Genomic DNA, 13,530 nt, shown 5'->3' on the forward strand with positions numbered 1-13,530 from the left:
GCCCCGCGCCACGACCCGGCGCGGGGCCGACGGGGTGGTCGTCCTACTGCGGGTCCGGGCCCGTGGCCACCGGGCGGGTCGGGTCGGAGGACCATTCCGACCAGGAGCCCGCGTAGAGCGCCGCCGGGATGCCCGCGATCTCCAGGGCGAGGACCTCGTGGGCGCCGGAGACGCCGGAGCCGCAGTAGACGCCGACCGGCGTGCTCCCGGCCGCGGCACCCAGGGCGGTGAACCGCGCCCGCAGGGTGTCGGGGTCCAGGAAGCGGCCGTCCCCGGCCACGTTCTCCGTCGTCGGGGCGGAGACCGCCCCGGGAATGTGGCCGCCCACCCGGTCGATCGGCTCCACGTCACCGCGGTACCGCTCCGCCGCCCGGGCGTCCAGGAGCAGCCCCGAGCGGGCCAGGGCCGCCGCCTCGTCGGCGTCGAGCAGGCCGAGCGCGCCCGGCTTCGGCCGGAAGTCGCCCGGTTCCGGGGCGGGGGTCTCGCGGGACAGTTCACCCGTCCAGGCGGCGAGCCCGCCGTCGAGGACCCGCACGTCCGGGTGACCCGCCCAGCGCAGCAGCCACCAGGCGCGGGCCGCGCCCCAGCCGAGCCCGCCGTCGTAGACGACGACCGGCCGCCCCGCCGACACCCCCGCGCGCCGCATCGCGGCGCCGAAGGCCTCCACGTCGGGCAGCGGGTGGCGGCCGCCGGTGCCGGGCGGGCCGGCGAGGTCCGTGTCCAGGTCGACGTACACCGCGCCGGGGAGGTGGCCCGCCTCGTACTCGGGCCGGCCGGGCGGGCCTCCGAGAGTCCACCGGACGTCGAGGAGGACAGGCGGACGCGCACCGGCCGACTCGCTGAGGAGTTCGCTTGCGGAGATGATGGGTGTCATGGGTGCCATCCTCGCGCAGCGGGGCCGCTGCGGAGGAGGAACCCGGCGTCCTTCCCACCGGACCTGCCGCCGGTTCGCGCCGACGGCGCGGGCGGGGCGCGCCGCGCGCCGCCCGGTGCGGCCACCGGTACGGAGTACGGCCACGACCAGGTCCGAGGAGAGAGCGACGATGACCGAGGCGACGCGGCGCCCACCTGGTACACCCTGTTGGGTGAGCCTGATGGTGCACGGGCTTGACTCCACGCTCGAGTTCTACCGCGCGCTGTTCGGATGGGAGTTCGTCCCCGGACCGCAGCAGCTCGGCCCGTACGTCCGGGCCCTCCTGGACGGCAAGGAGGTGGCCGGCATCGGCCAGCTGCCTCCCGACCGGCACCTGCCGATCGCCTGGACGACCTATCTCGCCACCGACGACGCCGACGACACGGCCGAGGCCATCCGCGCCTGCGGCGGCACGGTCGCCGTGGGGCCGCTGGACGCCGCCGACGCGGGCCGGCTCGCCATCTGCTCCGACCCGGCCGGCGCGGTGTTCGGGGTGTGGCAGGCGGAGGCGCACCACGGCACGGCGGCGGCGGGCCCGCCGGGGACCCCGGTGTGGAACGAGCTGCTGACGTACGAGACCTCCTCGGTCGGCAAGTTCTACCGGTCGGTCTTCGGGTACGAGGTCGAGCCGGCCGCCACCGCCGACTTCGACTACGCCACGCTCCACCTGGCGGGCCGGCCGGTCGCCTCCCTGCACGGGGTCGGCAACGCGCTGCCCCGGGACCGGGGCGCGCACTGGATGACGTACTTCGAGGTGGCCGGCACCGACGAGGCCGCGCGGCTGGTCACGGAGCTGGGCGGGCACGTGCTCCGGCCGCCGAGGGACGGCACGGCGGGGCGGCTCGCGCTGGTGACCGACCCCGAGGGCGCGGTCTTCACCCTCGTGCGGTCGGCCGGCGGGAACTGAGACACCGCGTCCCGTCGGCGTCGGCGGACGCCCGCTCCCCCGTCAGCCGCGCCGGGAGCGGACGAGGCCGCGCCGCGGAGGCGGTTCCGGTGCCCGGGGCGGGGCCGCCGGGACCGGGTCCCCGCCGGGCAGGCCGAGCTGCGTCAGCCGTACGGCGTCGAAGTGGGGAGCGATGCCGGGGTCCGCGAGGTGCGCGGCGAGGTACCGCTCGGCCTCGGCCCGCAGTCCCGGATGGCTCTTGGGCCGCATGCAGTAGCCGACGGCGCGGACGAGCGGCGCCAGTGACTCCGGCGCGCGGCCGGGTACGGCGGGCTCCTGCGGCCCCTCCAGGTCGGCGAGGAGCCGGTCGACGAGGGTGAGCGGGACGCGGTTGCTGTTCTCGTACGGGCTGAGGCGTTCGAGCAGCTCGGCGGTGCCCACCCGGGCGACGGGGATCCCGTGGTACACGGCGGCGGTGAGCAGCGCGGTGGAGAAGCAGCCCACGACCAGCCGGGGCCGGCAGCGCGCGAAGAAGGTCTCGGCGAGCAGCGGCCCGCCGAGCACGGTGAGGCGGACCCCGGCCTCCTCGGCCGCCTCGTGGAGGACCTGCGAGTAGCGGACGGGTGCGCTGGGGTGGGGCTTGAAGACGAGGGAGCGGTGGCCGGCCGCGGCGGCCCCGCGCAGCATGCGGACGTGGAGCGCCTCTTCCTCCTCCACGGTGAGGAGCGACAGGGCGGCGAGGTACTGGCCGAGCAGCAGGGCGGTGGGCGCGGCGGCCGCGGCGCGCTCGATCTCCGGGTCGCCGTCCGCCTCCCGCGCGATCTCGGCGAGGACGGCGCGGAAGGCCTCGTCGGGGACCAGTTCCGAGCCGACGCCGTACTCGGTGAGCAGCAGCGGGCGCAGGCCCGGGACCAGGTCGAGGTGGAGGACCCGCCGGACGCGGCAGGCGACGGACTGGGCGAGGTCGTTGCGGGTCGGGCCGTAGCTCATGAGGCCGTCGGCGTAGACGTGGACGGAACTCTCGGGGAAGGTTCCGGCGAGCGCCTTGGCCGGGTTGACCTGGATGGACTCCACGACCAGTTCGACGGGCGCGGTGCCGAGGTCCCAGGCGGTGCGCAGGACGCGCTGCCAGAGCGGGGCCTCCTCGGGCCGGGGGGCCCAGGTGGCGGGGTGGTACGGGTGGATGGTCTCGTTCCAGTCGAGGGTGCCGTCGAAGCGGGCGGCGATCCGCTCGTAGCCGGTCATGTCCTCCAGGCGCAGCGCGGTCTCCGGGATCTCGGCGTTGCGGGAGATGAGCAGGAGGCGGCGGGCGTCCTCGCGGGGGCCGAACTGTCCGGCGTCGAGCGCGGCCGCGACGGTGGCCGCCCCGTAGAGCGTGGACACCTGGAAGATCTGGACCCGGCGGGGGTCTCCGGTGGGGTCGGGAGCCATGGGTCAGGCGGTCCTTCCGGTGTCGCGCAGGCTCCGGAGGAGGGTGCTGCGGGGGGTGTCCATGGTGGCGAGGGTCTCGTCGAGGACCTGCTGGGGCATGCGGTGCAGGGCGTCCGCGACGTCGGCGCGCAGCCGCCGGGCGACCTCGGGCTCGTACCGGCCGGCCTTGTTGACGTGGAAGGCGATCATGGCGCAGTAGGTGCGGACGGCCTTGGGCAGGAAGCGGTCGGCGTCCCGGTCCCGGGACACCTCGTCGAGCAGGAGGTCGTAGGACGGGATGAAATCCAGCTGCCGGTTGTCGGTGATCTGGGTGAGGGAGGTGGTGACGCCGCGCCGGTAGAAGACACCGTGCAGGGAAAGCGCCGCGAACGTGCGGGCGGTGAGATGGAGCCGCCAGATCCAGAGGCGGTCCTCGGCCGTGCGCAGGGAGGTCTCGAATCGTGAGGCGCCGTCCCGGAAGAGTGATCCCCGGTAGATTCCGAAGGGGACGAAGGGATAGTCGACCATGGTCACCATGCTGGCCGGGGAAATGCCGTCCCGGGGGTCCATGACGGTGTCGCGGACCTTGGCCGGGGCGTATTTCACATGCCTTTTGCGGCCCTCCGCGAGGACGTGGTCGGTCCGGGCGAAATCACAGCCGAGCCGGTCCATGCCGGCCACGGCGGCGGCCAGGTGACCGGGGGCGTACCAGTCGTCGCCGTCGAGGAAGGTGAGGTATTCACCGCGTGCCGCGTCGATTCCGGTGTTCCGGGCCTGGGCGACGCCGAGGTTCGTCTCGTGCCGGATGACCGTGGCGTTCGGGACGCGGTCGCGCCAGCGGTCGAGGATTTCCGGGGTGTCGTCCGTCGAGCAGTCGTCGACCAGCAGGAACTCGAATTCCGGGTCCGCGTTGCGGGCGAGACTGCGCAGGGTGTCGGGAGCGTAGGCCCCGACATTGTGGAAGGGGACGACGACGGACAGTTTTGGCACGCGGATTCCCCACACTGAAATCGAACAATCAAACGCCGGTACGGCGGGCAGAGTAATCGGGCTGTTTTCCCGGGGAACGATCCCCGCGTGCACTGCGGGTGAACTCTTGTCGTCCCCGGCGGAAACCGGACCCCGGGGTCACCTCCGCCGGGCCCGCGCGTGGAGGACGGCGGTCAGCGCGAGGGCGAGCAGAGCCGCCGCGCCGACCGCTGTGCCGAGGCGGAGGCCCGGGGGCCGGAAGGAACAGGTGACCGTGGTCGCCCGGCCGTCGAGCGGGACGGCGACGAGGCCCCGGTGGTCGCGCGCGGGTGCGGGTCCGGTGTCTCCGGCGGCGCAGTGCCAGCCGGAGATGCGGGGGGCCGCGAGCACGGCGATGCCGGTACTGCCCGGCGGGAGTTCCGCGGTGACGGTGTGTCCGGTGGCGCGCACCCGGGTGGCGCCGGTGGCGGTCAGTTGCCGTACGGCGGCGTCCAGGCGCTCCCGGACCAGGCATCCGACCGCCTGCGCGGGCAGCCGCGCCTTCTCGCCCGTCCTCGTGTCGGCCTTGGCCTTCGGGTCGGGGCGCAGGGCGATCCGTACGGCGCCGGAGGCCGGGACCGCGCCGAGGGGCCGCATCGGGGCGCGGACGGCGGGCGGCCTGCCGTCGAAGTCCACGGGTCCGTCCCCGGCGTCGAGGGCGGCCGTGCCGTGGAACTCGGGGGCCCAGAACCAGACTTCCGAGCCGGCCGGGCAGCGCGCCGTGAGGGTGCGGCCGGTGCGCCGGACGGCCGGTAGCTCGTACACCGGGGCCCCGAGGAGCAGTTCCTGGTTGCGGAAGGCGGAGTCGCCGGGGGCCGTGGTGGCCGGGTGCGGGGCGGGGCGGACCGTCACCAGCGGGGGCACCGGCGTCGTGGTCGTGGTGATCGCGGCCGTGGGCGGCCGGTCCTGGCGCAGCGGGCCGATGGGCCGTGAACGCATCCGGGTCCCGATGGAGAAGAGGGCGTCGGTCACCGGGTTGTCGAGCGTGACCGGGTGCCGGCCCTTCGCGTAGAAGCCGAAGCCCAGGCCGGAGAGGGTGGCGGAGGTGGTGGCGGAGGTGAGGCTGCTGTAGACGTCGGCGCCCTGCCCTCCGACGAGGAGGGTGTCGTTGCCGCCGGGCACTTCGCCCGGATCGGTGCGGTACCGGGGCCAGGCGTCCGCGCGGGCCACCTCGGCGGCCATCTCCGCGTGCCAGGGGCCGAGCGGCGGGGCCCAGGAGACCTCGCTCCGCTGCTGCTCCTCGATCCGCTTGCCGGTCACGGCGGTCTCGCCGGTCTGGGCGGCGAGGAGCAGGAGCACGGCCAGGGCGGGCAGCAGGCGGGCGCCGGACCGGGAGGGCGGTACGGCGTCGGGGCGGGTGTCCGCTCCGGTCCGGGTGCCGCGCCACCGGCCGGCGGGGAGGGCGAGGAGCGCGGCGCCGAGAGCCGCGAGCAGGGTCGCGGCGAGGACCGGGAAGGTCCACCGGTCGATGTCGGCACTCCCCCTGCCCGCCCAGGCCAGTGCGCCGAACAGCGCGCCGCCCGCGAGGAGCGCCACCGGGCGGGGCGCGCCACCGGCCACCGACAGCCAGGCCGCGATGACGAGCAGGCCGCAGAGGACGAAGGTCTGGCGGTACGGGATGCCGTTGGGCGAGGCGCCCGCGTGCCAGAGCAGATGGGTGGGTTCCCACTGGAGGGAGAGGGTGACGAGGAGGACGGCCGCCGTCCAGCCGGCCCGGACGCGCGGGGCGACGGCCCGCTGGAAGGGCAGGGCCAGGGCGAGGAGGAGGGAGGGTGTGCCGATGAACAGGGCGGGGGTCGCCACGCTCGCCGTGGCCGGCAGGAAACGGGCGAACAGGTCGGTCCAGGCGGCGGGCGCGAACGTGGTCGCCGGGGTGGGGTCGGCGCCCTTCGTCGCGAGGAAGACGACCGTGACCAGGGGCGCGGCCAGCCCGATGCCGATGAGGACGCTCCGGGCCGCCCGCAGCAGTCCGGCGAGCCGCTCCCGGGCGGCGGGGCCGTCCGGGTCGGTGGTGAGGAGACGGACGGTGAGAACGACGGCGGCGCCGACGGTGGCCATGTAGGCGGTGTAGAAGTTCGCGATCCACGCGAGCGCGACGACGAGCGGACCGAGGACGGGCCGGCGCCCGCTCCTGGCCCACTCCCCCACCAGGCAGAGCAGCGGGAAGGCGATGAGGCCGTCGAGCCACATCGGCACCGAGGCGCCGTAGTTGAAGGTCCAGCCGGAGAGGGCGTAGGCGGTGCCCAGGAGGGCGGCGACCGGCCAGGGGCCCGGTCGCAGGCGCAGGAGCAGCGCGGTGGCCGCGGCGCCGGCGGCCATGATCTTGAGGGCGGTGACCACGTACAGCGCGGTCTCGATCCGGTCCGCCGGGAAGACGACGACGAGCAGGTCGAAGGGGCTGCTCAGGTAGGTGCCGATGTCGCCGAGGAAGTTGGAGCCGAAGCCGGAGTTCCAGTTGAGGAAGGCGTCACCGTGGCTCTCCCCGAGGAGCACCTTCCGCCAGTAGGCGTGGTACGGCAGGTACTGCTGGCCCAGGTCGACGATGTTCCTGGTGACCGGCCCGAACGGGGCGGTGCGGGAGAGGGCGGTGGCGAGGCAGAACAGCACGCCGCTCAGCAGGGCGGCGACCGCGGGGCCGACCCTCGGCGGGCCGCTCGCCCGGCCCCGGGCCGTCACCGCGCCGCGCGCCGCGTCCTCCCGCACCCCGCCCGGCTCACCGTCGTCGTCCTCGTCGGGCACGGTCGGGGCGGCGGGACGCACACATCCTCCAGGGGTCGCACGGCGCGGATGACGCCCGGAGGCGGGTCGTCACGGGCCGACGGCCATTACCGCCGAGCCGGGCGACCCGCAACCGATCGCCGGGCCGTCTTCCGGTGACCCCCGGGTGAACTCCCGGTGCGGGTACGGGACCTGCGGTCCCTGGCACGTGCCCCGAGCGTCACCGATCCGGCGGCCGTCAGGAGGGGGTGACCGGCAGGACGTCCGGGGAGAGCGCGCCCGCGCGGGCCGAGGCGCTCGTCATCCGCTTGCGGTGGTGGCGGCGGCAGAGCACCTCGTAACCGACCTCCTCCGTGGGCCGGTTCACATCGCCGACGACGACCTGTTCGCCCTCCACGACCATCTCGCCGCCGACCGTGCGGGCGTTGTGGGTGGCACGGGCGCCGCACCAGCACAGGGCCTCGACCTGGAGCTGCTCGATGCGGTCCGCCAGTTCGATGAGCCGCTGCGAGCCGGGGAAGAGCTTGGTCCGGAAGTCGGTGGTGATGCCGAAGGCGAAGACGTCGAGCCCGAGGTCGTCCACGATCCGGGCGAGCTGGTCGATCTGCTCCGGGGCGAGGAACTGCGCCTCGTCCACGATCACGTAGTCGGCCTTGCCGCCCTTGGAGAGTTCACCGACCAGGTAGGCGTAGAGGTCCATGCCCTGGCCCGCCTCGACCGCCTCCGTCACCAGGCCGAGCCGCGAGGACAGCTTGCCCTCGCCGGCCCGGTCGTCCCGGGTGAAGATCACGCCCTGCAGCCCGCGGGCGGACCGGTTGTGTCCGATCTGGAGAGCCAGTGTGCTCTTTCCGCAGTCCATCGTTCCGGAGAAGAACACCAGCTCGGGCATGACGGGTCGGGACCTTTCAGGTCGTCGGGATCAGGTGGGGGGACGGGGGGTGCTCAGGAACGGACTTCGAGGAGCGGGACGAACTGCTCGGCGGGGGTCATCGAGCCGTGCATGCCGACCATCGCCGACTCGTGGGGCTCGCTGACCGAGGCGGTGATCGCCACGTCGTCCAGCGCCGCGGCGGCGACCACGTCACCGATGCGGCCGTGGACGCGCTCGTCGATCTCGTCGCCGAACCAGCCGAGGGCGATCGCCTCGTCCCGGCTCGCCACCCAGAACTGCTCGCCGAGGACCTCGCGCCAGCAGGTGAGGACGTCCGCCTCGGCGCCGGGCACGGCGTAGACGTGGCGGGCACGTCCCTCGCCGCCGAGGAGGGCGACGCCGGCGCTCAGCTCCCAGTCCTCGTCGAAGTCGATGCGGTGGTCGTCCCCCTCGGGAATGTCGACCATGCCGTGGTCGGCGGTGACGTAGAGGGCGGAGCGCGGCGGCAGCTGCTCGGCCAGCCGCTGGACCAGCCGGTCCACGAACATCAGCTGGCCGCGCCAGGCGTCGGAGTCGATGCCGAACCGGTGTCCCGCGCCGTCGAGCTCGCTGTAGTAGGTGTAGACGAGGGAACGGTCCCCGCCCGCCAGCTGCTCGGCCGCGCAGTCCATGCGGTCCTCGCCGGAGAGCTGCCCGTGAAACGTTCCGCCGCTCAGCGCGATCTTGGTGAGCGGGGTGTCGGAGAAGATGGGCGACGAGACCTGGGCGGTGTGCACGCCCGCCTCGTGGGCGAGCCGGAAGATCGTGGGGTACGGCTGCCAGACGTGCGGCGCGGTCCACGGCTTCCAGCGGAGCTGGTTCATCAGCTCGCCGCTCTCGGGGTTGCGGACGGTGTATCCGGCGAGCCCGTGCGTGCCGGGGTAGCGGCCGGTGCCGACGGAGGCCAGGGAGGCCGCGGTCGTGGCGGGGAACCCGGCGGTGACCGGGCGGCCGGTGCCGCCGCGCGAGGAGCCGAGGAGCGAGGTGAGGTACGGGGCCTCGTCCGGGTGGGCCCTGAGCTGCTCCCAGCCGAGCCCGTCGATCAGGAAGACGCAGTTCCGGTCGGCCGGGGTCAGCTCCTGGATGCGGGGCTCGAAGCCGGACACGCCCTGGCCGGCGACGAGCGTGGGCAGCAGGTCACCGAGGGAACCGTAGGCGTACTCCGGTACGGGCGCGGTCTCCGGGGCGAGCGGAACCGGGTCGTCGGGCCAGCCGTGGGAGGGGGCCGTGGGCTGCACCATCAGCGGGCGGCCACGGTGGCTTCGGAGAGCGCCTGGGCGAAGGCGAGCGTCTGCCGGACGGTGTCCGGGCCGTCGCCGGCGTCGCTCACCCGGAGGCTGAGGTCGTCGGCGGTGGAGTTGCCGGTGTAGCCGTGGTCGGCGTCGCAGTTGGGGTCGCCGCAGGCGGCGGGCTCCAGGTCGATGCGGGAGACGGCTCCCCAGCCGATGGTGAGGACCACCTCGCGGGGCAGGGTGCCGGGGGTGTAGGACTCCGGGTTGGCGACCACACGGCTGACCACGACCGACGAGATCCGGTCGAGCTTCACGGACTCGGTGGAGGTCGTGGCGTAGGGGGTCGGGGAGCTGTTGTCGGCGGCCTGCTCGTCGGTGTGGCTGACGATGAAGCGGCTCGGCGTCAGGACGAGGACGGTGACGTGGCGCCGGACCTCGTTGGAGTCGAAGGTGGTCTCCTGGTGCACCACGTACGACGCGACGGCCTCGCCGCCGACGGCGGCCTCCACCGCCTCGGCCACGAGGGCCGGGTAATAGCCGCTGCGCTCGATCGCCGCGCGCAGCCCCTGGGTCGTCGTACCGGTCTTCGCCATGGACTCCATCCTAATCCGTGGGCAGGGGCCTCTCGGCCGGTTGCGCGGGCGGTGGGGGCCGTTCCCCCGGGCGGACGCTGTGACATCCGACTCCCCGCCGGGGCGGCGGCCCGGGGCGACCGGGGCGGCGGCGCTCAGTAGCTCGGCAGACTGCGGGGGCCGAGGTCCGTCCGCGGCGGGGGCGGGGCGAGGCGGACGGTGGCGCCGAGGACGGAGAGCCCGCGGGGGGCCACCACGACCGGCTCCAGGGAGACCGCGACGACCTCGGGGTGGTCGTCGACCAGCCGGGACACGCGCAGGAGCAGCTCCTCCAGGGCCGGGGTGTCGACGGGGGCGGAGCCGCGCCAGCCGAAGAGGAGCGGGGCGGTCCGGATGGACCGGACCAGCTCGGCGGCGTCCCGGTCGGTGGCCGGAACCAGCCGGTGGGCCGTGTCCCCGAGGAGTTCGGAGGCCGCGCCCGCGAGCCCGAAGGAGAGAACGGCGCCGACGGCCGGGTCGATGGCCGAGCGGACGACGGTGTCGACGCCCCTCGGGACCATGGCCTGGACGACGGGTTGCAGCTCCTCCGGCTTGCCGAGGACCTCGGTCAGCTCTGCGTAGGCGGTGCGGAGCTGCTCCTCGTTCGCCAGGTCGAGCCGCACCCCGCCGAGGTCGGGGCGGTGGCGCAGGTGTGGGGCGGTCGTCTTGAGGGCCACCGGATAGCCGAGGCGGGCGGCCGCGGCGACGGCGGCGTCGGGGGTGGGCGCGGGCAGGGCGGTCAGGACGGTGATCCCGTACCGGGCGAGAAGTTCCGCGGCCTGTGCGGCGCCGAGGGTGATGCCCGGGCCGTCCTCGGTCGCCTCGGCGAGGCCCCGCGCGATGAGCGCGGCGGCCCCCGACTCGTCGATGTCCTCGTACTCGGGCACCCGCCCCGGCTCGGCGGCCTGCCGGCGCCACTGCCCGTACCGCACGGCCTCGGCGAGCGCGCGTACGGCCCGCTCGGCGGCGGGGTAGGCAGGGATCGTACGGCACTCGGCCCCGTCGGTCCCGGCGTCGGGGCCCCCGGTCCCGGGCGCGGCGGCCTCCGTCTCGCGGGGCCCGGCCGCCGGGGAGGTCCCGTCCACCCGGGCGACACCTCCCGCGTGCGCCACCGGCCGCGCCGCGTGAAGGCCGGAGCCGGCACCCGTAGGGGAGGCCGAACCCGCGCCGGCGGCCGTGCCCGCACCGGAGCCCGGGCCCGCGGCCGTACCGGATTCCCCGGCCGCGCCCGTACGGGAGCCGGGGGCCTCGCCCCCCGGGGGCACGGCTGCCGCTCCCCCGCCGTCCGGGCGGCCCGGGGCCGGCGGGCGGGTGCTCGTGGCGGCGGCGAGGGCGTCCGCGAGGGCGCCCATCTCGACGTGGACGACGACCACCGGCTTGGCCGCGCCCGGGACGGAGGCGACGGCCTCGCGGAGGGCGGCGGCCAGGGTCTCGCCGTCACCCGACTCGGTGGCGCCGTTCTCCCCCACCCAGGGGATCGCGGTCACGACGACCGCGTCGCTCGTCTCGTCCGCCAGCGCCGCCGCGAGCGCGTCCCGGAAGTCGGCCGGGCCCGCCGCGGTCGTCAGGTCGAGGGGCCGCAGCGGGCGCAGCCCCTCCGTCAGGCAGGCGTCGTACGTGAGGAGGCCGAGGGACTCCGAGTTGCCGAGGATCGCCACCCGGGGCCCGGCCGGCAGCGGCTGGGCGGCGAGGAGGAGGCCCGCGTCCACGAGCTCGGTGACGGTGTCGACGCGGATCACCCCCGCCTGGCGCAGCAGCGCCGAGACGGTGGCGTGCGGGACGCGGGTGACCGGCACGCGGTGGCCGGGCGGGGCGCTGCCGCTGTGCCTGGCCCCCTTGACGACGACGACCGGCTTGGCGGCGGCGGTGCGGCGGGCCAGCCGGGTGAACTTGCGGGGGTTGCCGATGGACTCCAGATAGAGGAGGACGACATCGGTGCCGGGGTCGTCGTACCCGTGCTGGAGGAAGTCGTTCCCGGAGACGTCGGCGCGGTTGCCGGCGGAGATGAAGGAGGACAGGCCCGCGCCGCGCCGGTGGAGTCCGGCGAGGAGGGCGATCCCGATGGCGCCCGACTGGGCGAAGAGGCCGATCCGGCCGGTGGCCGGCATCTGGGGGGCGAGCGAGGCGTTGAGCCGGACGTCCTCGGCGGTGTTGATGATTCCGAAGGCGTTGGGGCCGATGATCCGCATCCCGTAGGAGCGGGCCTGGCGGACGAGGGCGCGCTGGCGCTCCCGGCCGGCCGGGCCGCTCTCGGCGTATCCGGCGGAGAGCACGACCAGACCCCGGACGCCGTGCTCGCCGCAGTCGGCGACGGCCTCGGGGACCCGCTCGGCGGGGACGGCGACGATCGCGAGGTCGACCGGTTCGCCGATGGCGGCGACGGAGGGGTGGGCGGGGACGCCGTCGAGCCGGTCGGGCCCGTCGGTGAGCGCGGCGTTCACCGCGTACACCCGTCCGGTGAAACCGCTGTCGAGCAGGTTGCGCAGGACGGTCCTGCCGACGCCGCCGGGGGTGCGTCCGGCGCCGACGACGGCGACGGACCGGGGGGCGAGGAGCCGCTGCACCGAGCGGGCCTCGGCGCGCTGCTCGCGGGCGCGCTGGACGGCGAGGGAGCGATCGGTGGGTTCGAGGTCGAGGTGGAGGCGGACGGAGCCGTCCTCGAAACTCCGCTTCTGGGTGTAGCCCGCGTCCGTGAACACCTTGATCATCTTGGTGTTGGCGGGCAGGACCTCGGCGGCGAAGCGCCGGATGCCGCGCTCGCGCGCGACGGCCGCGATGTGTTCGAGCAGGGCGGAGGCGACCCCGCGCCCCTGGTGCGCGTCCTGGACGAGGAAGGCGACCTCGGCCTCGTCGGCGGGAGCGGAGGCGGGCAGCCCCTGGGCGTTGATGCGGTCGTAGCGCACGGTGGCGATGAACTCGCCGCCCACGGTCGCGGCGAGACCCACCCGGTCCACGAAGTCGTGGTGGGTGAAGCGGTGGACGTCCTTGGCGGAGAGCCGGGGGTAGGGCGCGAAGAAGCGGTAGTACTTCGACTCGTCCGAGACCTGCTCGTAGAAGCTGACCAGCCGTTCGGCGTCGGCGGCGGTGATGGGCCTGATGCGTGCGGTCCCGCCGTCGCGCAGGACCACGTCCGCCTCCCAGTGGTCCGGGTAGACGTGCTCCGGCGCCGCCGGTGCTGCCTGCCGTGCCGCCGCTTCCGGCTCTTCCGACGCGCTCTGCATGGGGCAAGCGTACGGCCGGGGTACGACAGTGGCACCGGTCGCGCGGCAGGGGAGTGCCGTGCAAGGTGGGGAGGGCCGGGCGGCGGCCCGCGCGGGGCCGGGCCCTGCGCGAGCACCTCGCATCCCGTGAGACACTGGTCTAGACAACCCGCTTGAGACTTGAAGGGCAACACCATGGCTGAGCGCCGCGTCAACGTCGGCTGGGCCGAGGGCCTGCACGCCCGCCCCGCCTCCATCTTCGTCCGTGCCGCCATGGCCTCCGGCGTTCCGGTGACGATCGCCAAGGCCGACGGCAACCCGGTGAACGCCGCGTCCATGCTCGCGGTGCTCGGCCTGGGCGCCCAGGGCGGCGAGGAGATCGTGCTCGCTTCGGACGCCGAGGGCGCCGAGGCCGCTCTGGACCGTCTCGCGAAGCTGGTGGCCGAGGGTCTCGAGGAGCTTCCCGAGACCGTCTGAGCCCGGCGCGGGTCCACCCGCCGCTCAGCACGTGGCCGCGAAGGGCCGGGGTCCGCTCATGGGCACCCCGGCCCTTCGCGTATGCGCGCCCGCGTCCGGGCCGCCTTCACCGCGGGGCGACCGCACCGAATTCACTTCGCAATCCTGCCGCTTTTCGAGCAGCAC

The 13,530-nt window shown here is 75.0% G+C and carries 10 protein-coding genes; 2 read left to right on the top strand and 8 right to left on the bottom strand.

All coding sequences use genetic code 11. The features are described 5' to 3' along the window. Positions 1-43: 43 nt before the first annotated feature. Positions 44-874 carry a sulfurtransferase gene (locus RIF68_RS10490; protein WP_309050894.1) on the bottom strand — a complete coding sequence of 277 codons (831 nt, stop codon included), beginning with the start codon at positions 872-874 and terminating at the stop codon, positions 44-46. Between the two features lie 169 nt (positions 875-1,043). Here RIF68_RS10490 and RIF68_RS10495 point away from each other — a divergent pair, with 169 nt between their 5' ends. Beyond that, a complete protein-coding gene (locus RIF68_RS10495) occupies positions 1,044-1,820 on the top strand; it encodes a VOC family protein (RefSeq protein ID WP_309050895.1) in 777 nt (258 codons plus the stop codon). 42 nt (positions 1,821-1,862) lie between these two features. On the opposite strand, the gene RIF68_RS10500 is transcribed toward RIF68_RS10495, so the two are convergent. From RIF68_RS10500 to RIF68_RS10530, 7 genes are all read right to left on the bottom strand, one after another. Continuing rightward, on the bottom strand, positions 1,863-3,230 hold the full coding sequence (locus RIF68_RS10500) for a polysialyltransferase family glycosyltransferase (protein ID WP_309050896.1): 1,368 nt from the start codon (positions 3,228-3,230) through the stop codon (positions 1,863-1,865). Between the two features lie 3 nt (positions 3,231-3,233). Further along, positions 3,234-4,199, bottom strand: coding sequence for a glycosyltransferase family 2 protein (locus RIF68_RS10505; protein ID WP_309050897.1), 966 nt, complete (start codon positions 4,197-4,199; stop codon positions 3,234-3,236). Positions 4,200-4,337: 138 nt separating this feature from the next. Next, entirely contained in the window at positions 4,338-6,977 is a 2,640-nt protein-coding gene (locus tag RIF68_RS10510; protein WP_309050898.1) for a YfhO family protein, read from the bottom strand. A 196-nt stretch (positions 6,978-7,173) separates the two neighbouring features. Beyond that, positions 7,174-7,824 carry a thymidine kinase gene (locus RIF68_RS10515; RefSeq protein WP_309050899.1) on the bottom strand — a complete coding sequence of 217 codons (651 nt, stop codon included), beginning with the start codon at positions 7,822-7,824 and terminating at the stop codon, positions 7,174-7,176. 53 nt (positions 7,825-7,877) lie between these two features. Beyond that, positions 7,878-9,086, bottom strand: a complete 1,209-nt coding sequence (locus tag RIF68_RS10520) for an alkaline phosphatase family protein (protein ID WP_309050900.1) — start codon at positions 9,084-9,086, stop codon at positions 7,878-7,880. Further along, entirely contained in the window at positions 9,086-9,670 is a 585-nt protein-coding gene (locus RIF68_RS10525) for a DUF5998 family protein (RefSeq protein ID WP_309050901.1), read from the bottom strand. Before RIF68_RS10525 ends, RIF68_RS10520 begins: the two co-directional genes overlap by 1 nt. A gap of 134 nt (positions 9,671-9,804) precedes the next feature. Next, entirely contained in the window at positions 9,805-12,909 is a 3,105-nt protein-coding gene (locus tag RIF68_RS10530; RefSeq protein WP_309050902.1) for a GNAT family N-acetyltransferase, read from the bottom strand. Between the two features lie 174 nt (positions 12,910-13,083). Between RIF68_RS10530 and RIF68_RS10535 the strand changes: the two genes are divergently transcribed. After that, the gene (locus tag RIF68_RS10535; protein ID WP_309050903.1) at positions 13,084-13,365 is read left to right on the top strand and encodes an HPr family phosphocarrier protein; all 282 of its coding nucleotides are present in this window, start codon (positions 13,084-13,086) and stop codon (positions 13,363-13,365) included. The last annotated feature ends 165 nt before the right edge of the window (positions 13,366-13,530 follow it).

Origin of the sequence: Streptomyces sp. (assembly GCF_031178505.1) — a bacterium.
Taxonomy (GTDB): Bacteria; Actinomycetota; Actinomycetes; order Streptomycetales; family Streptomycetaceae; genus Streptomyces; species Streptomyces gulbargensis.

Excerpts from the sequence above, each read along its gene's own strand:
- RIF68_RS10490 (WP_309050894.1), bottom strand. The coding sequence starts at position 874 with ATGACACCCATCATCTCCGCAAGCGAACTCCTCAGCGAGTCGGCCGGT.
- RIF68_RS10495 (WP_309050895.1), top strand. The coding sequence starts at position 1,044 with ATGACCGAGGCGACGCGGCGCCCACCTGGTACACCCTGTTGGGTGAGC.
- RIF68_RS10500 (WP_309050896.1), bottom strand. The coding sequence starts at position 3,230 with ATGGCTCCCGACCCCACCGGAGACCCCCGCCGGGTCCAGATCTTCCAG.
- RIF68_RS10515 (WP_309050899.1), bottom strand. The coding sequence starts at position 7,824 with ATGCCCGAGCTGGTGTTCTTCTCCGGAACGATGGACTGCGGAAAGAGC.
- RIF68_RS10520 (WP_309050900.1), bottom strand. The coding sequence starts at position 9,086 with ATGGTGCAGCCCACGGCCCCCTCCCACGGCTGGCCCGACGACCCGGTT.
- RIF68_RS10525 (WP_309050901.1), bottom strand. The coding sequence starts at position 9,670 with ATGGCGAAGACCGGTACGACGACCCAGGGGCTGCGCGCGGCGATCGAG.
- RIF68_RS10530 (WP_309050902.1), bottom strand. The coding sequence starts at position 12,909 with ATGCAGAGCGCGTCGGAAGAGCCGGAAGCGGCGGCACGGCAGGCAGCA.
- RIF68_RS10535 (WP_309050903.1), top strand. The coding sequence starts at position 13,084 with ATGGCTGAGCGCCGCGTCAACGTCGGCTGGGCCGAGGGCCTGCACGCC.